Below are 18,116 nucleotides of genomic sequence, written 5' to 3'. Positions count from 1 at the left end.
ATGCGTGAAGGGGCTGGAGCTTAAATCGCAGCTTCCATTTCCAGCATCACCGGATGGAAACGGCGTTTAAAGTAGATAAGTCCGTGACCTTCTGCACTGAGGATGATGTTTTTAATCTCCACCAGATACACCAGATGTGTGCCAATTGCCTGCACATCGCGGATCTCACCTTCAAGACTGGCCAGCGAACCTTTCAGCACCGGCTGCGCCAGCGGACCTTTTTGCCAGCATGAGAGGCTAAAACGCTCTTCCATCGCCATGCCTGTCATGCCCGCGAAGTGGCGTGCCATCAGTTCCTGCTCATGGTTGAGGACGTTGACGCACAACTTACCGTTGCCCTGAAAAACCGGGTTCATCGCACTGTTGGCGTTAATGCACACCATCAGCGATGGTGGTGTATCCGTGACCGAGCAGACGGCCGTTGCCGTAATCCCGCATTGTCCGGCGTCGCCCTCGGTGGTGATAATATTTACCGCTGCCGACAGGCTGGCCATCGCGTCACGAAAGCGCAGGCGCTGTTCATCTAATTGCATCTTAACCTCCTGCTGCGTTATTTCAGCAGCTTATCCAGCATGTTGATATCGTCGTTGTTGTGCAAGTGCGGCACAGTCCAGCCGTTCTGGTCGTATTCCGACAGGCAGCGATCAACCATCGCCATCATCTTGTCCATATTGCCGGAGCTTTGTGCCTGGCGCAGACACTGTAGGCGAATCTCATCCTGGCTACCGGAGTAGTTGATTTCATACAGTTCGTGGCGACCACCAAACTCGCTGCCAATGGCGTCCCACATCAGTTTGAGGATCTTGATGCGCTGGACGTGATCCATACCATTCGAACCGCGCACATACTTCGCCAGATACTGGTCGATCTGCGGATTGTTCAGGTCACGGGCACTGGAAGGGAGATAGATCAGGCCACTGGTAACGTTGCGTTCGATAATGTTTTTGATCTTCGCGTAGGCCATTGGTGCCAGTACGCGATAGGTTTGCAGTGCGGCATGATCCGGTAAATAAGCCCCGTTGACCCACGGCGTCGCTTCAGAACACATCGAGTCACTCAATGCCCAGAAGGTGTTGCGCCACGCCACCACTTCACCGAGATCGGCCTGTACACCACGGAACTCCAGGGTGCCGGTACATTCGAGTGATTTTTTCAGCAGTGCTGTAATGAAGTCGAGTTTCACTGCCAGGCGCACACAGGCTTGCAGCGGATACATACGGGCAAAACCGCCTTCCATTGTCCAGCGACGGCAGCGATCGAAATCGCGGTAGATCAGTACGTTTTCCCATGGGATCAGCACGTTATCCATCACCAGAATCGCATCGTTCTCATCGAAGCGGCTGGAGAGCGGGTAGTCGTACGGCGAGCCGGTAGCACCCGCGACCATCTCATAAGAGGCGCGGGAGATTAATTTGACGCCATTGGCATCCATTGGCGCAACGAACATCAGTGCGAAGTCCGGGTTTTCGCCCATTACTTGTGCCGAGCCGAAGCCAATCATGTTGTAGTGAGTCAGCGCCGAGTTGGTGGCAACCACTTTCGCACCGCTAACGATAATCCCGGCGTCAGTCTCTTTTTCCAGCTTGATGTAAACGTCTTTCACTTTATCGGTCGGCAAATGACGATCGATCGGTGGGTTAACAATCGCGTGGTTAAAGTAGAGGCCAGTTTCCTGAATACGGGTGTACCAGTTACGGGCGTTCTGCTCGAACTGACCGTAAAAGCCCGGATTCGCGCCCAGTGCGCAACCGAAAGCAGCTTTGTAGTCTGGGGTACGGCCCATCCAGCCATAGCTCAGGCGTGACCACTCAGCGATGGCGTCACGTTGCTGGCGCAGGTCGTCGGCACTTTTCGCCACGCGGAAGAATTTATGGGTATAGCCGCCGCTGCCGGTGTCGGTGTTCCAGCACAGAGAGTCCTGCATCTCCGGTTTGTGCAGCGCGTCGTACAGTTGGGCAACAGACGCTGCCGCATTACGAAATGCCGGATGAGTAGTGACGTCTTTCACTCGCTCGCCATAGATATAGATCTCGCGACCATCCTGCAGGCTTTTCAGATACTCTTCCCCGGTGAACGGACGTTGGGTACTGGCGCGGAAATCTTCTGGTTTCATGTCGACCTCTACAGTATTAATCGGAATACGATTGTTAATTTTGTGTGTTGTTTTTGTTATTCAATTGAAGCTTGCAGGGGCGATTACGGGAAGACACTTTTGGGACAATGGCTGGTACTTTTCAGGTCGGGTACGGTTTTGTGATCGCGGTCGCTTTTAGCGATTTTTGACGTTACTAAATCCCCTTGCTCCAGGCGGAGAAAGGGGAATAGCAGGTGGTGCCTGGTTTCCCGTTAAGGCTAAGGGATTTTCACGTCACAGGTACTTTTTTGGCACGATAAGCACTGGGCGAGCAACCGACTAAGCGATTAAAAAAGCGCGCAAAATAAGCTGGATCCTTAAAACCGAGTTGCCAGGCAATATTGTTCACGGCGTTATCAGAAAACAGCAGCAGCCGCTTGGCTTCTCGCAGCTGCCTGTCGAAAATCAACCGTTTTGGCGGACGGTTGGCAAAGCGGCGGCAGATGTCCGTGAGGCGTGATTCGGTGATATGCAGTTCGTTAGCGTAATCCGGTACTGTCCAGTGCTGATGAAAATGGCTTTCAATCAGCATATTAAAACGCTGGAACAGTTTTAATTCTCCGCGCATCCCGCTGGCGGCATGGTCGTCGAGTTTTGCATTACGCAGCAGTAGGGTGAACACTGCCTGTGCCAGTAGCGTCAGGGTGTGTTCCCGTCCAGGCAGTTGTTCCACCGATTCCCGCTCTATCAGTTGCCAATAGTGTTCCAGCGCCGCCAGTTCGTCGGGTTTATCTGCCAGTGACAGGCAAATCCCCGGCAGGCCGAAGGTTTCCCGAGTGCCTGGATAAAGAACTTCCAGCAGGGGCCAGATCAGATCTTCCCGTACCGTCAACACATGACCGTCGGCGTCAGACTCCGTAATAAACGCATGAGGTATGAGGTGTACTGGCAATAGCGGACACTACCATTTGTTCTTTTTTTAAGCAGCCATCTGATGATATTTTTCCCTGAAGGCTGCCGGGGAGATATTCCCCAGACGAGAGTGACGACGCTGACGATTGTAGAAAATCTCAATGTATTCCCGTATTACTGAGATGGCTTCATCCCGGTTATTAAAACGATAGTGGCTCAGGCTCTCATTTTTCAGCGTTCCCCAGAAGCTTTCCATCGGAGCGTTGTCGTAACAGTTACCTTTACGCGACATTGATGTTTTCAGACCAGACTGCTCCTGTATGACCCGGTAATCGTATGCGCAGTACTGTGAACCTCGATCAGAGTGGTGGATTAGCCCGGCAGGTGGGCGCTGGCTCCTGAGCGCCATAAACAGGGCTTTACCTGTCAGCTCTTTTGTCATGCGCTCTCCCATGGCGTAGCCGACAATTTCGCACGTATAAACATCTTTGATGCCAGCGAGGTACAACCATCCCTCCTGTGTGGCAACATACGTCAGGTCCGCCACCCAGACCTGATTTGGTGCTGTAGGAGCGAACGTCTGGTTCAGCAGATTTGGCGCAACTGGCAGATTGTGGTTCGAGTTCGTAGTCGCTCTGAACTTGCGTTTCTGCTTACAGCGTAGCCTTAGCTCCTTACGAAGACGTGCCAGTCGGTCACGACCAACGATGATGCCATTCTCTGCCAGCTCCGTCTGGAGCCGCCGGGTTCCATATGTTTCGCGAGTGCGGATATGTGCCACCTTAATCTCCAGTTTTAGCCGCTCATCACTTTGTTTTCTGTCTGAGGGTTCATGCTGTACCCAGTTGTAATAACCGCTCCTGGATACACCAAATACCTGACACATCGCTTCAATGGGAAATTGTTGTCGCCATTGTTCGATTAACGCGTATTTTTCAGCGACTCCTGTGCAAAATACGCTGTTGCTTTTTTTAATATATCTCGCTCAAGGCGAGCTTCATTTAACGCCTTACGCAGTTGCAGAATTTCAGATTCCAGTTCAGCCACCGTGCGGGAACCAGGAGTACCGAGCCCTTTTCTGGCGGCGGTAACCCATTGTCCTAAAGTGCCTTCAGGAAGAGATAATCGGGAAGCGCCTTCACTGATCGAAAGTTGATTTTCAGGAACCGTTCTGACAGCTTCGGCTTTGAACTCTTTAGAGTAACGTTGGGTTTTTCTGCTCATTATTAGCTCCTTCTGATGCCATTCTATTTCAGGAAGGAGTGTCCGTTAAACTCAGGCTACCTCAGTACTGACGGCGGCGTCAGGACAAACAGGGGCGCTTCCACCGAGTAGCGATGATCGTCAAGCTGTAGCTCAATCTGTCCGCTATTGAGGAAATGCATCTGAAAGTACTGTTCGTGGCGATGTGGCAGCATATGGCGGCCAAAAAATGCCGCCATGCGGGCGAACGACTGATAATGCACATCGTCCGTGCCCAGGCTTTCATCGTACTCTTTGCTGATATCAATATTGGCAATCTGACGGTCACACATCGTCGTTCCTTACAGGGTCGCTCGCGGACGGGAGGACTGCATTGGAATCGCCCAGATAATCCCCGCACCAATCACCAGCAGCGCGGCAACAAACCACAATCCACTGTTAAAGCTGCCGGTCAAATCTTTCAACCAGCCGATCATAAACGGACTTAACGCTGAACCAATGTTGCCAGTGGCGTTGATCACCGCAATACCGATCGCTCGTGCCCGCAGGCTGATGGACTGATCCGGTGTTGTCCAGAAAATCGCCATTGCGCTGAATGATCCGGTCGAAGCCATAATGATCCCCAGCATCTGGATCATGTTGTGATCAGTTGCCGAAGCCAGTAACCAACCTGCGGCAGCGAACAAATAAGGAAGGGCGGTGTGATGCCTTCGTTCCTGGCGGCGATCTGAGTGACGGCTCCAGTAGACCATCCCGAGAATGGTACAAATCTGCGGTACGGCGGCCAGCATGCCGATGGTGATATTACTGCTGCCCTGATTAAAACTTTGCAGGATCTGCGGTGTCCAGATGCTGATCGCACTAAGTGTGTTGGTCAGGCAGAAATACGCCAGGGTATACATCATCACCACCGGAGTGAAGATCTCCCGCCACATACTGCGTTGTTGCATGGCGTGGTGGCTGATGGCTCCCTCTGGCTGAACCAGCGTCAGACGATCGTTATCCATCATCTCTTGCAGGCATTTTTTGTCTTCTTTCGTCAGCCACTTAGCTTTGTCCGGTGAGTCATCAAGCCAGAACCACACCATGACGCCGAGTAATACCGACGGGAAGCCTTCCAGCAAAAACAGCCACTGCCAGCCTTTTAATGCCATGACGCCATCCAGCGACAAAATGTAGCCGGAAACGATCGAGCCCAACGCTGTCGTTACCGGCATTGCTACCATAAACAAGGCGTTGGCACGGGCGCGGAAATAGGCCGGAAACCAGAAGGTTAAATACAGCAGAATACCAGGCAGAAAGCCGGCTTCGGTAATGCCAACCAGTATACGCAGTACGTACAAGCTGGTGGGGCCAGTGGCAAACATGGTGGCAGTAGAGGCGATGCCCCAGAGCACCATGATGGTGGCGATCCAGCGCCGCGCACCGACAATACTCAGCATAATGTTGCTGGGAATGCCGAAGATGACATAAGCGGCATAGAACAGGGTGGTAGCGAGGCCAAACATGGTGGCGCTCAGACCGAGGTCGCGTCCCATCGTGAGTCCGGCAAAGCCGATGTTGATGCGATCAAGGAACGAGAAGATAAACAGCACGAACAGAAAGACGCTCAGGCGGCGAAATAGCTTCTTAATAACCGCCTGTTGTCCGGCAGTCAGCGCTTTATGCTGATTCGCCGGATCGATACTCTCCGGTATGGCAGGTGAGGTGTCGCTCATTTTTCTTCCTCTAATGGGATTTTTGTAGGGTACGACAAGGTTTATGGCGGATGCGGCGTAACGCCTTATCCGGTCCGCGATTTGGTACGGCTTTTTGCCGGATGCGGCGTAAACGCCTTATCCGGCCTACGGTTTGGTGCGAGTGTAGGCCGGATAAGCGCAGCGCATCCGGCATTAATACACGCCGGGCTTCACGGCGGTGGCCTGCGCACCAAACCGTGCTGCCAGCGCTTCGGCGGCGCGGGCGAGCAGGGTGGTGTCAACGCCGACGGCGACAAACAGCGCGCCCAGTTCCAGATAGCGTTTTGCCAGTTGCTCATTGGCGATCAGGATCCCCGGCGCTTTGCCCGCTTCGCGGATCTGCACGATCGCCTGCTCAATGGCGGCCTGTACTTCCGGGTGCTGCGGATTACCGGCATAACCCATATCGGCGCTCAGATCCGCCGGGCCGATAAACACGCCGTCGACGCCTTCCACGTCCAGAATCTGCGGTAAGTTCTTCATTGCCTCACGCGTTTCGATCTGCACCAGCACGCACATTTGATCGTTGGCTTTTTGCAGGTAATCAGGAATACGATTCCAGCGCGAGGCGCGGGCCAGCGCACTGCCCACACCGCGAATACCGGCGGGGGGATAACGGGTGGCGCGTACCGCTTCACGGGCTTCGTCAGCGTTTTGTACCATCGGCACCAGCAAGGTTTGTGTGCCGACGTCCAGCAGTTGTTTGATTTGCACCGGATCGTTCCACGACGGACGTACTACCGGCTGGCTGGGGTAGGGCGCAATCGCCTGTAGCTGGGTGAGCACGGTTTGCACGTTATTCGGCGTGTGCTCACCGTCGATCAACAACCAGTCGAATCCTGCTCCGGCCAGTAACTCTGCGCTGTAGCTGCTACTCAGCCCCAGCCATAATCCGATCTGCGGACGGCCTGCTTTCAGCGCCGCTTTAAAGCTGTTTTCCATCGTTCTCTCCTTAAACAAAGCGGCAGCTAATGGAACCCATGTTGCCGTAATCGACGTGGAAGGTGTCGCCCTTACGCGCCGGAACCGGGCGGGTGAACGAACCACCGAGAATGATTTGCCCGGCTTCCAGTTGTACGTCATACGGTGCGAGTTTGTTCGCCAGCCAGGCCACGCCGTTTGCCGGATGATTCAGCACGCCAGCGGCGACGCCGGTTTCTTCAATCACGCCATTGCGATACATCAGGGCGGAGATCCAACGCAGATCCAGTTCGTCTGGTTTGATCGGACGACCGCCGAGGATCACCCCGGCGTTGGCGGCGTTATCAGAAATGGTGTCGAACACTTTGCGCGGGCGCTGGGTTTCCGGATCGATGTTGTGGCAGCGAGCGTCGATCAGCTCCAGCGCCGGGATCACGTAGTCCGTGGCGTTGTAGACGTCGAACAGCGTGCAGTTTGGCCCACGCAGCGGTTTTGCCAGCACGAAAGCCAGCTCCACTTCAATGCGCGGCACGATAAAGCGATCGGTCGGGATATCGCTGCCATCGTGGAAGAACATGTCATCCAGCAGCGCGCCGTAATCCGGTTCGCTGATCTGCGAGCTTGCCTGCATCGCTTTCGAGGTCAGGCCGATTTTGTGGCCTTTCAGCGTGCGACCTTCGGCGATTTTCAGGCGAACCCATTCACGCTGCACCGCGTAAGCGTCTTCGATGGTGATCTCCGGGTAATCCAGCGAGATCGCGCGGATCTGTTCGCGCTGTTTTTCTGCCTGATCCAGACGCTGGGCGATCAGGGTGTGGGTGTGTTTATCGAACATAGCGATATCCTGTGGCATTGCCGGATGCGGCTGCGCCTTATCCGGCCTACGGTGTACGGTTTGGGGTTTTGTAGGCCCGGTAAGCGCAGCGCCACCGGGCAATCTGCGCGCTACTTAAACAATGCGTGCACGTTGTTTTGTTTAAAATTCAGCGTCGGATGCAGCTCTTCAATCTCAAACGACAACGCCAGCAGGCGGCTCTCCATCAGGGCGGCGAAGTGCGTTTTAATCAGTTCAAACAGCATTTCACCCGCCTGCTGGCGGCTTTCCAGGCTGCGACCTGCGCCGATTTTCAACGTCATATGCACGAAGGCATAATCACGCTGCCCGTCGGCCATCTGCCAGGTATCGACCCAATGCACGCGGCTGCGAATACCCGCCAGCGGAAAAATACCCGTGGCTGCCAGCGTCGGATTCACTTTGGCGAACAACCCCGGCAGGTCGGCTTCTTCGCGGATGTTGTCACTGCATTTAACGATAAAGTGCGGCATAAAACGTCCTTACGCGGGAAGCGGGAAAACAGCGTTAACCTGACCGGTGCCAGAGCTTGGGAATAGCTCGGTGATAAACTCCACCTTGCCGTCGTATTTATCCCAGCCGAGCATCCCCAGCAGCATCACCGTGTCGTGCATATTGCCTTCGCCGTAGCAGTAGTCGGCGTACTCCGGCAGCATATTGCAGAACTCTTTGAACTGGCCTTCGCGCCACAACTTCACCACGCGCTCGTCCATCTGGCGGTCGAACTCGCGGGTGTAGCTGTTCATCCCTTCTTCCGCACGCTGATCGTCAATAAAGCGGTGCGATAACGAACCGCTGGCAAGGACCGCCACGGTGCCGTCGTACTGTTCGATCGCTTTCAGAATCGCTTCGCCCAGCTTGCGGCTGTCGGCAAAATCGTGAACCGTGCAGAAAGCCGAAATGGAGACCACTTTGAAGTGCTTGTCTTCATTCATGTAGCGCATCGGCACCAGCGTGCCGTATTCCAGTTTCAGGCTGGGAATGTTGTGCGCTTTTGCCCGCACGCCGAGCTTTAAGGCTTCATCGGCAATAAGCTGCCCCAACTCCGGGTTGCCCTCGTAGTTGTAGGTCATATCGCGGATAAAATGCGGCAGCTCGTTGCTGGTGTAGACGCCTTCAAAATGGTCTGCACAGTTGATGTGATAAGCACTGTTGACCAGCCAGTGGGTATCGAAAACGATAATGGTATCGACGCCCATTTCCCGGCAACGCTTGCTGATCTCTTTATGCCCGTCGATCGCGCCCTGGCGGCAACCGTGGTTTTTCCCTGGCAGTTCAGAGTGATACATCGACGGTACGTGCGTGATCTTGGCGGCTAACGCTAACTTACCCATATCAGACTCCCCATTTCGGAATTGGATGGTCGCCCATGGAAATGCAGACGTTCTTCATTTCCGCGAACACTTCGAAGCTGTACTCACCGCCTTCACGCCCGGTGCCGGAGGCTTTTACGCCGCCAAATGGCTGGCGCAGGTCACGCACGTTCTGGGTGTTGACGAACACCATGCCAGCTTCAATGCCACGCGCCAGGCGTAACACTTTGCTGACATCCTGTGTCCAGATGTACGACGCGAGGCCGTACTCCACGTCGTTTGCCAGACGTAAGCCTTCGGCTTCGTCTTTAAACGGCAGCAGGCAGGCGACCGGCCCGAAAATCTCTTCCTGGGCGACTCGCATACGGTTATCAACGTCTGCCAGCACGGTTGGGCGCAGGAAGTTGCCGCCTTTCAGGTGCGCAGGCAGGTCGGACGGTTTATCCGGGCCGCCCGCCAGCAGGGTTGCGCCTTCTTCAATGCCGAGACGGATATAGCCGGAGACTTTTTCCCAGTGCTGCTGGCTAATAAGCGCGCCAACCTGGGTATTCGGATCGTTCGGATCGCCCACGCGCAGACGGTTGGCGCGTTCGGCAAAGCGTTTAACGAATTCCGGGTAGATGCTTTGCTGAATAAAGATGCGCGAACCGGCGGTGCAGCGTTCGCCGTTGATCGAGAAGATGGTGAACAGGGCGGCGTCCAGCGCGCGTTCAATATCGGCATCTTCAAAAATCAGCACCGGCGATTTACCGCCCAGTTCCATGGAGTATTTTTTCAGCCCGGCGTTTTTCATGATGTTGCGCCCGGTGGCCGTACCGCCGGTGAACGACACGGCACGTACGTCATGATGACGAACCAGCGCATCCCCTGCGGTTGCGCCGTAGCCCTGTACCACGTTCAGCACGCCTGCCGGAATATCGGCTTCCAGCGCCAGCTCACCCAGGCTGTCAGCGGTCAGCGGGGAGAGTTCCGACATTTTCAGTACCGCGGTATTGCCCAGCGCCAGACACGGCGCGACCTTCCATGTGGCGGTCATAAACGGTACGTTCCACGGCGATACCAGCGCACAAACGCCCACCGGCTGCACCAGCGTGTAGTTGAGCATCTTGTCGTCAACCGGATAGGTCTTGCCGTTCATCTGCTGGCAGACTTCCGCGAAAAATTCAAAGTTGTGGGAAGCGCGTGGGATCAACACATTTTTGGTCTGATGGATCGGCAGGCCGGTGTCCGCGGTTTCCATCGCGGCGATCTCTGGCACGTTCTGGTCGATCAGATCGCCCAGACGGCGCATCAGGCGCGCACGCTCTTTCATCGGCAGATTGGCCCATTTCGGGAACGCCTCTTTCGCTGCCGCTACCGCCTGATTGATCTCCGCTTCACCGCCAGAGGCCACATCCGCCAGCACTTCACCCGTTGCCGGATTGGTGGTCTGGAAGTAGTCGTTACCTGCAACATTTTTGCCGTTGATCCAATGATTTACTTTTTTCATTTCGCTGTATCCTCACTCACAATTCGGTTCACCAGGCGGCCCACGCCTTCTACTTCCACCACTACTTCATCGCCAGGCACCACGTCAGATAAGCCTTTGGGTGTGCCGGTGGCGATCATGTCGCCCGGATTCAGGGTCATAAATTCACTTAAGTAGGCGATCAGGAAGGGCACGCTGAAGATCAGATCGGCGGTGGTGCCTTGCTGGCGTAACTCGCCGTTGACGAAGGTGCGAAGGGTCAGATTATGCGGGTCCGGGATCGCCTCTTTCGGCACGATGGTTGAAAGCATCGGCGTCAGTCCGTCGCGGCTTTTTACCCGCAGGTTAGGGCGGTAGTAGTTTTCCAGATAGTCACGAATGGCGTAGTCGTTACACACGGTGTAGCCCGCGACATAATCCATGGCATCGGCTTCGCTGACGTTACGCGCCTGTTTGCCAATAACTACCACCAGCTCCGCTTCATAGTGCATGTATTCAATATTGTTTGGACGCACGGAGGTCTGGTTATCGCCAGTGAGGGTATTTGGCGCTTTCAGGAACACCAGCGGTTCTTCCGGTGGCTTAAATTCCAGTTCGCTGGCGTGGTCGGCGTAGTTCAGGCCGAGGGCAAACAGCGTGCCGTGCGGGTGTGGCTGCGTTGGGAAGCTCTTGTGCGTGGTCACTTCACGTTCGTCCACTACCGGATTTTCCAGCGGCGGGAAACCTTCTGCGAGAACACGAACGCGATCGCCTGGCTGTATTTCCACGCGCGCCTGTGGCGTGCCGAGCAGAATGGCGTCGCCTGGATTCAGCGTGGCAAATTCGCTCAGGGCGCTCAGCAACTGCGCGGCGTTACGTTGTAAATCGGCGGTATTCCAGTGATCGGCAGGACGCCCGTTGATCTCGGTATAGATGGTCAGATTATCGACATTGCTGAGAGCCACGGTTTCGCCAATGGGGCAGAATCCATCACGACATTTTGCTTTGATTGCCGGGCGGTAAAAGCTCTCTTCCGGCAGGCTGACGTCGTTAGCCAGCGCATATCCGGCGATGTACTCTGCCGCATCTTCTTCACGTACTTTCGTCGCCGTTTTTCCCACAATCAGCGCAACAGTCGCACCGCTCAGTACCTTTTCACCCTGTGGAAAGGGAATCGGTTCACCGCAACCAATCACCGTATTGCGCGGTTTAATAAACCAGACCGCAGTTTTAGGCGGGGCTTTGTAGGGGGATTGCTGGAACGCTTCCTGCCATGCATCAAGTTGGCTGCGATGGTTCAACGCTACGGCGAAGATAGTGCCTTTCATTACCACTCCTCGGATTCGATCATCTTAATCATTAATATGTTAATGATTGCTTTTATTCCCGATTGCGTAGTTTGGCAAAAGTAAGTGATGTAAATGTGATCTAATTAACAAACTATTTACATTTAAAGATAATAAAATATTAAATATCAGTAAGTTAATAAAATATCATCAATTTTGATAAAATCAGGAATTGCAGGGGCAGCGCAGTCCCGGTAACGTGACGATTAACTGTTTCTATATTAATGATTTTGAATTTTTCAGGGGAAAGATAATGCACGACTCACTAACCATTGCGTTGCTCCAGGCGCGAGAAGCGGCGATGAGTTATTTTCGCCCAATCGTTAAACGGCATAATTTGACTGAGCAACAGTGGCGCATCGTGCGTATTCTGGCGGAAAGCCCATCAATGGATTTTCACGATCTGGCGTATCGCGCCTGCATTTTGCGCCCAAGCCTGACCGGGATCCTCACGCGGATGGAACGCGACGGTTTAGTGTTGCGATTAAAGCCGATCAATGATCAGCGGAAGCTCTATATCTCGCTAACCAAAGAGGGGCAGGCGCTGTATAACCGCGCTCAGACACAGATTGAAGAAGCCTATCGGCAGATTGAAGCTCAGTTTACTGCCGAGAAAATGCAACAGTTAACCCATCTGTTAGAGGAATTTATTGCTCTGGGCAATTCCCGACAAGAAGCCATCCCGGGCGATAATGAATAACTTTTTAGTATCTGATAACCAGCGCCTGGTTTTTCCATGGATGGTGGGTTACACCTTTTCATAAAGTTTTTGCTTTCCAGGCCGAAAATCTTGCATCGGTCCACAGGAAAGAGAAACCATGTTAAAACGTATCAAGATCGTGACCAGCTTACTGCTGGTTTTGGCCGTTTTTGGCCTTTTACAACTGACATCAGGCGGTCTGTTCTTTAATGCCTTAAAGAATGACAAAGAAAATTTCACTGTTTTACAAACCATTCGCCAGCAGCAATCCACGCTGAATGGCAGCTGGGTCGCGTTGTTGCAGACGCGTAACACCCTCAACCGCGCGGGTATCCGCTACATGATGGATCAGAACAATATTGGTAGCGGTTCAACCGTTGCTGAGCTGATGCAGAGTGCCAGTATTTCGCTGAAACAGGCGGAAAAAAACTGGGCGGATTACGAAGCGTTGCCGCGTGACCCGCGTCAGAGCACCGCCGCAGCGGCAGAGATCAAACGTAATTACGATATTTATCACAATGCGCTGGCGGAGCTGATCCAACTGTTAGGTGCAGGCAAAATCAACGAGTTCTTTGATCAGCCGACCCAGGGATATCAGGACGGTTTCGAGAAGCAGTATGTGGCTTACATGGAGCAAAACGATCGGCTCTATGATATCGCCGTCAGCGATAACAATGCCTCCTACAGCCAGGCGATGTGGATTCTGGTGGGCGTGATGATCGTCGTACTGGCGGTCATCTTCGCCGTCTGGTTCGGTATTAAAGCCTCGCTGGTAGCGCCAATGAATCGCCTGATTGACAGCATTCGTCATATTGCAGGCGGCGATCTGGTGAAACCGATTGAGGTGGATGGCTCTAATGAGATGGGGCAACTGGCAGAGAGTTTGCGCCATATGCAGGGAGAGCTGATGCGTACCGTCGGTGATGTGCGCAACGGGGCCAATGCCATCTATAGCGGTGCCAGCGAAATCGCCACCGGCAATAACGATCTCTCTTCGCGCACCGAGCAACAGGCCGCTTCGCTGGAAGAGACGGCAGCCAGCATGGAGTAACTGACCGCAACGGTGAAGCAGAACGCCGAAAATGCGCGCCAGGCCAGCCATCTGGCGTTAAGTGCTTCTGAAACGGCGCAACGCGGCGGCAAAGTGGTAGATAACGTGGTGCAGACTATGCGCGATATCTCCACCAGTTCGCAGAAAATCGCCGATATTATCAGCGTAATTGACGGCATTGCCTTCCAGACCAATATTCTGGCTTTGAACGCGGCGGTTGAGGCTGCGCGTGCGGGTGAGCAAGGGCGCGGTTTTGCGGTGGTCGCGGGAGAAGTGCGTAATCTGGCCCAGCGCAGCGCCCAGGCGGCTCGTGAAATTAAAAGCCTGATTGAAGACTCGGTGGGGAAAGTGGATGTTGGCTCTACGCTGGTCGAAAGCGCCGGGGAAACAATGGCGGAGATTGTCAGCGCCGTGACCCGCGTGACGGACATTATGGGCGAAATTGCTTCTGCTTCTGATGAGCAGAGCCGTGGTATCGATCAGGTTGGCTTAGCGGTTGCTGAGATGGACCGGGTAACTCAACAGAACGCCGCGCTGGTGGAAGAGTCTGCCGCTGCCGCCGCCGCGCTGGAAGAGCAGGCCAGTCGCCTGACCGAAGCAGTGGCAGTGTTCCGGATTCAGCAACAGCAGCGTGAAACATCGGCTGTGGTAAAAACCGTGACGCCAGCTGCGCCGCGTAAAATGGCCGTGGCAGATAGCGAGGAGAACTGGGAAACATTTTAATCGCCATGAAAATGCCCGATAAGCAAAATGTTATCGGGCATAAGGAGATTAATCTTTACGTGGGTCGTTGATCGGCTGACGAACCAGGAAGATGTACGCCAGTGCCCCCGCTGCGGTGACGCAACCGCAGATGATTAGTGCCAGACGGAATGAGTGGGTGGTATCAACAATAAAACCAGTAATGATCGGCGCAAAAGAGGCGCAGATGAAGCTGGCAAAGTTCTGGATACTGCCCACCGACGCAGTCATGCGAGAAGCAACTGCGACGTGGATCAAGCCCCAGCAGGATGTTCCGGCAAAGTGAATACAGAACAGTGCCATGCCAATCAGCAGAACCGCTGTCATGGATGTTGTCGCTTGCGGTACGACCAGCGTAAAGGCGGCAGAACAGAACATCCCGGCAATAATGCAGATCTTACGGCTTTTAATCGGAGCCATTCCCCCTTTGACCAGCCAGTCAGTAACGTAACCGTTGACCAGCATCCCGGCAGCCCCAAACAGGAAAGGGATAGCCGCCATCAACCCTGTGCTTTTTAAATCCAGGTTATAGGCTGTTTGCAGGTAACCAGGAAGCCAGGCCAGATACAGCCACGCAGTGTAGTTGATGCCACTGAATCCGAGCATCATTCCCCACATTGTACGGTTACGGAACAGGCTGCGCCATTCGGCAAAACTGAGCGGATCTCGGCGGGCATTGACGCTACCTGCATTGAGATAAGCTTGTTCAACGGCAGTCAGTTCTACGTGCTCGCGGTTGCGATAGAGCATATACCAGCCGATGGCGAGAAAAATCCCCAGTACACCAATGGTAATAAACATCCCGCGCCAGCCCATCACCAGCATCATCGCCGCCAGAATCGGTGGGCTTACGGCAACGCCAATGGTAGAAGCTGCGTTGAAGAAGCCCATCGGGCGTCCGCGCTCTTTGATGTTGAACCAGTCGTTAATGACTTTTACACCGCATGGGTTCATCGGCGCTTCACCAATCCCCATACCGATACGCACCAACACGAACTGCGTAAAGTTGTGCACCATGCCAGACATTGCCTGGAACAGTGACCAGAAGAACATCCCCAGTCCCAGCATCAGGCGTGGGCCTTTACGATCCAATAGTGGGCCGCAAGGAAGTTGCGCAATCCCGTAAGCGAGTGAAAACACGGAGAGCAAAGCGCCGATTTCGGTGGCACTTAATCCCAATTCTTCACGAATCGTTAAATTTGCTACCGACAGCGAACTGCGGTCGAGATAATTGATTACCGCCGCAAAAAATAATAACAACATGGCGGTGGTTTGAATGCGTTTAATTCGGGTACTGCGTTGAACTAATCCATCTGGTGGCACGGGAATATCTGCCGACGAAGATGGAGTAAATGAAGAACGCGGATCGAGGGTGATATTTTCTTTTTCCACGCCGGACTCCTGTATTTATAATTTTAATTGTTTACGTAATTGTGAATTACGCAAGGTTGACATTAACGGCAGGTTAAAGTTTTAGGACTTTACTACCGCTCACAAAAACATTTTTAGTCGACTGATTGTGAGCATAGGTAAGCGGGAATTTCCCGGTATTTATCTTTTGATAAAACCGTGCACCCGCTAATAGTTTGCTGTTTTTAATCCGTACTTAATGAGCATAACGCGTGTTCTCATTAATGGATCGAATCATTGATTGTTTAGCTGAATTCAAATGGTTACGGAGCGCAAGGGTGGCATCAAGGTCACTGCGGCAAATCAGAGCGCTGAGAATGGTCATATGCTCATCGACGGCAATGATATTGCGCTGTTTAAGATCGCTTTCGTCCCATTGATAGTGAAAATGAAAGATGACTGAGATGATCTCAAGCGATTGATCAAAAAAGATATTGTCGGCAGCTGAAAGCAGTAAGGAGTGAAAATCTCTGTCAAGTTGCGAGAACATGCGAAAGCTATTGCCGATGTTGTCACGCAGTAGCCGATGACGTTCGAGCATGGTTTTCGCCTGCAGCCAGCGGGGATCATGATCAGGCAGGTTGAGAAAGTGCTGAAGTGAATGTGTTTCGAGCATTTCGCGTAGCTCAAACAGCTGCTCGGCGTAGGATTGATCGAATTGCTTCATGCTCCACTGGCCGCGCTTTTCGCTGTGAATAAGATTATAACGGCCGAATTTTAAAAGATATTCTCTTACTACAACCGGGCTGACACCCGCGGCCCGAGCCAGTTGCAGTTCAGAAAACGTTTCCCCTGGGCGTAACTGGCGCTGGTTTATCATCGTGAAAAAAGCCTGCTCAAACACTTTGTTTTGTTCACTCATTGAAGCGGTAGTACAGGCGAAACCGTCATCATGGTCAGGTTTACGCGCAATAACATAGTCGTTTCCAACCTGCGTCAAGACGCCGCATTCGCGTAAGTGGCTGAGAATATGACGCACTGTGGTGCGGCTGATGTTGTACATTTCCGCCAGCGCACTTTGCGATGGAAGTGGGGAAGGGATATGACCCCGCGCCATATCATCAATGACCTGGTTAATCACATTGTGGCGTAAATTTTGTGAACGACTCATATTTTCCTCCTTGTGAGTCCATTAAAACCCGATTTAAAACATTTTTATGCGTGTGTTTTCACAAAACAGATTTTCCGTTCCGCTGCCATTTTTCATTTTCATTGATATCTAAGGCAACAAAAAATGGAGAGCCGAATCATGTCTACGATGAATGTTTTAATTTGCCAGCAGCCGAAAGAATTAGTCTGGAAACAACGCGAGATACCTATTCCGGGTGACAATGAAGCATTAATAAAAATTAAGTCTGTCGGGATTTGCGGTACCGATATTCATGCCTGGGGTGGAAATCAACCATTTTTTAGTTATCCACGTGTTTTAGGCCATGAAATATGTGGGGAGATTGTTGGGCTGGGTAAAAATATTGCTGATCTTAAAAATGGTCAGCAAGTTGCTGTGATCCCTTATGTTGCCTGTCAGCAATGCCCGGCGTGTAAAAGCGGGCGTACCAATTGCTGTGAAAAAATTTCAGTCATTGGCGTGCATCAGGATGGCGGTTTTAGTGAGTATTTGAGCGTGCCGGTGGCGAACATTTTGCCCGCAGACGGTATTGACCCGCAGGCGGCAGCATTGATTGAACCTTTCGCTATTAGCGCTCATGCGGTGCGTCGCGCAGCCATTGCTCCCGGCGAGCAGGTGCTGGTGGTCGGGGCGGGGCCAATCGGTCTGGGCGCGGCGGCAATCGCTAAAGCCGATGGCGCACAGGTGGTGGTGGCGGATACCAGTCCGGCGCGCCGTGAACATGTGGCAACGCGTCTGGAATTACCTTTACTGGACCCGTCAGCCGAAGATTTTGACGCGCAGCTACGGGCGCAGTTTGGTGGTTCGCTGGCGCAGAAAGTGATCGACGCGACAGGTAATCAACATGCGATGAATAACACCGTGAATTTGATTCGTCACGGCGGCACGGTGGTATTTGTCGGCCTGTTTAAAGGTGAGTTGCAGTTCTCCGATCCGGAATTCCATAAAAAAGAAACGACGATGATGGGTAGCCGCAACGCCACGCCGGAAGATTTTGCTAAAGTCGGTCGACTGATGGCGGAAGGAAAAATCACTGCTGACATGATGTTAACCCATCGCTATCCGTTCGCCACGCTGGCAGAAACCTACGAGCGCGATGTGATTAACAATCGTGAGTTGATTAAGGGTGTAATTACTTTCTGATAAGGCGAGATTATTAAAGTTGCCATGCAGCGTCCGGGGAAGTGTTGGGCGCTGTTTTTTTCTGTTTCTCAATGATGTTTTGTAGGCCGCAGAAGGTGTGTAGGTCGCACCTTATGCGACCTACACATCAGTCA

At 53.1% G+C, this 18,116-nt stretch carries 14 protein-coding genes and 3 pseudogenes; 3 read left to right on the top strand and 14 right to left on the bottom strand.

Going from position 1 to position 18,116, the window contains the following annotated elements; all coding sequences use genetic code 11:
• Positions 1 to 20: 20 nt before the first annotated feature.
• The 12 genes and pseudogenes from C1P89_RS15990 to hpaG form a co-directional block, all read right to left on the bottom strand.
• Positions 21 to 533, bottom strand: a complete 513-nt coding sequence (locus tag C1P89_RS15990) for a 4-hydroxyphenylacetate 3-monooxygenase reductase subunit (RefSeq protein WP_001175455.1) — start codon at positions 531 to 533, stop codon at positions 21 to 23.
• A 17-nt stretch (positions 534 to 550) separates the two neighbouring features.
• A complete protein-coding gene (gene hpaB, locus C1P89_RS15985) occupies positions 551 to 2,113 on the bottom strand; it encodes a 4-hydroxyphenylacetate 3-monooxygenase, oxygenase component (protein WP_000801478.1) in 1,563 nt (520 codons plus the stop codon).
• Between the two features lie 250 nt (positions 2,114 to 2,363).
• A pseudogene (locus C1P89_RS15980) lies at positions 2,364 to 3,011 on the bottom strand (helix-turn-helix domain-containing protein); the annotation flags it as partial.
• 42 nt (positions 3,012 to 3,053) lie between these two features.
• Positions 3,054 to 4,210, bottom strand: a protein-coding gene (locus C1P89_RS15975) for an IS3-like element IS600 family transposase (RefSeq protein WP_087879933.1) whose coding sequence is annotated in 2 segments (ribosomal slippage) — positions 3,054 to 3,961 and positions 3,961 to 4,210 — 1,158 coding nt in all. Because the reading frame shifts where the segments join, the coding sequence is not laid out codon by codon here.
• Positions 4,211 to 4,275: 65 nt separating this feature from the next.
• Positions 4,276 to 4,521 (bottom strand): annotated as a pseudogene (locus tag C1P89_RS15970) (4-hydroxyphenylacetate catabolism regulatory protein HpaA); the annotation flags it as partial.
• 9 nt (positions 4,522 to 4,530) lie between these two features.
• Complete coding sequence (gene hpaX, locus C1P89_RS15965) at positions 4,531 to 5,907, bottom strand: 4-hydroxyphenylacetate permease (RefSeq protein ID WP_001285781.1); 1,377 nt, start codon at positions 5,905 to 5,907, stop codon at positions 4,531 to 4,533.
• Positions 5,908 to 6,081: 174 nt separating this feature from the next.
• A complete protein-coding gene (hpaI, locus tag C1P89_RS15960; RefSeq protein WP_000431713.1) occupies positions 6,082 to 6,870 on the bottom strand; it encodes a 4-hydroxy-2-oxoheptanedioate aldolase in 789 nt (262 codons plus the stop codon).
• A 10-nt stretch (positions 6,871 to 6,880) separates the two neighbouring features.
• The gene (hpaH, locus tag C1P89_RS15955; protein WP_000459750.1) at positions 6,881 to 7,684 is read right to left on the bottom strand and encodes a 2-oxo-hept-4-ene-1,7-dioate hydratase; all 804 of its coding nucleotides are present in this window, start codon (positions 7,682 to 7,684) and stop codon (positions 6,881 to 6,883) included.
• 110 nt (positions 7,685 to 7,794) lie between these two features.
• A complete protein-coding gene (locus tag C1P89_RS15950; RefSeq protein WP_001119876.1) occupies positions 7,795 to 8,175 on the bottom strand; it encodes a 5-carboxymethyl-2-hydroxymuconate Delta-isomerase in 381 nt (126 codons plus the stop codon).
• A gap of 9 nt (positions 8,176 to 8,184) precedes the next feature.
• Positions 8,185 to 9,036, bottom strand: a complete 852-nt coding sequence (gene hpaD, locus C1P89_RS15945; RefSeq protein ID WP_000516968.1) for a 3,4-dihydroxyphenylacetate 2,3-dioxygenase — start codon at positions 9,034 to 9,036, stop codon at positions 8,185 to 8,187.
• Between the two features lies 1 nt (position 9,037).
• Positions 9,038 to 10,504: a 5-carboxymethyl-2-hydroxymuconate semialdehyde dehydrogenase gene (gene hpaE, locus C1P89_RS15940; protein WP_000757518.1), complete on the bottom strand. Its 1,467-nt coding sequence runs from the start codon at positions 10,502 to 10,504 to the stop codon at positions 9,038 to 9,040.
• Positions 10,501 to 11,790: a 4-hydroxyphenylacetate degradation bifunctional isomerase/decarboxylase gene (gene hpaG, locus C1P89_RS15935; protein ID WP_000679081.1), complete on the bottom strand. Its 1,290-nt coding sequence runs from the start codon at positions 11,788 to 11,790 to the stop codon at positions 10,501 to 10,503. The genes hpaE and hpaG overlap by 4 nt, the downstream gene beginning before the upstream one ends.
• Before the next feature lie 271 nt (positions 11,791 to 12,061).
• Here hpaG and hpaR point away from each other — a divergent pair, with 271 nt between their 5' ends.
• Positions 12,062 to 12,508: a homoprotocatechuate degradation operon regulator HpaR gene (gene hpaR / locus C1P89_RS15930; protein ID WP_000543915.1), complete on the top strand. Its 447-nt coding sequence runs from the start codon at positions 12,062 to 12,064 to the stop codon at positions 12,506 to 12,508.
• A 118-nt stretch (positions 12,509 to 12,626) separates the two neighbouring features.
• Positions 12,627 to 14,282, top strand: a pseudogene (gene tsr / locus C1P89_RS15925) (methyl-accepting chemotaxis protein).
• Between the two features lie 48 nt (positions 14,283 to 14,330).
• Here the strand turns inward: tsr and C1P89_RS15920 are convergent.
• Positions 14,331 to 15,692 (bottom strand): MFS transporter, encoded by a 1,362-nt coding sequence (locus tag C1P89_RS15920; RefSeq protein WP_000410129.1) that lies wholly within the window; start codon positions 15,690 to 15,692, stop codon positions 14,331 to 14,333.
• Positions 15,693 to 15,906: 214 nt separating this feature from the next.
• Positions 15,907 to 16,821 carry a GntR family transcriptional regulator gene (locus tag C1P89_RS15915; protein WP_000091570.1) on the bottom strand — a complete coding sequence of 305 codons (915 nt, stop codon included), beginning with the start codon at positions 16,819 to 16,821 and terminating at the stop codon, positions 15,907 to 15,909.
• A gap of 138 nt (positions 16,822 to 16,959) precedes the next feature.
• On the opposite strand from C1P89_RS15915, the gene lgoD reads away from it, so the two are divergent.
• Entirely contained in the window at positions 16,960 to 17,982 is a 1,023-nt protein-coding gene (lgoD, locus tag C1P89_RS15910) for an L-galactonate oxidoreductase (RefSeq protein ID WP_000106030.1), read from the top strand.
• Positions 17,983 to 18,116 lie beyond the last annotated feature (134 nt).

It is taken from the genome of Shigella sonnei (assembly GCF_002950395.1).
Classification (GTDB): domain Bacteria; phylum Pseudomonadota; class Gammaproteobacteria; order Enterobacterales; family Enterobacteriaceae; genus ECMA0423.
The sequence above is the reverse complement of the archived record's forward strand: the minus strand, read 5'-3'. Positions and strand labels throughout refer to the sequence as shown.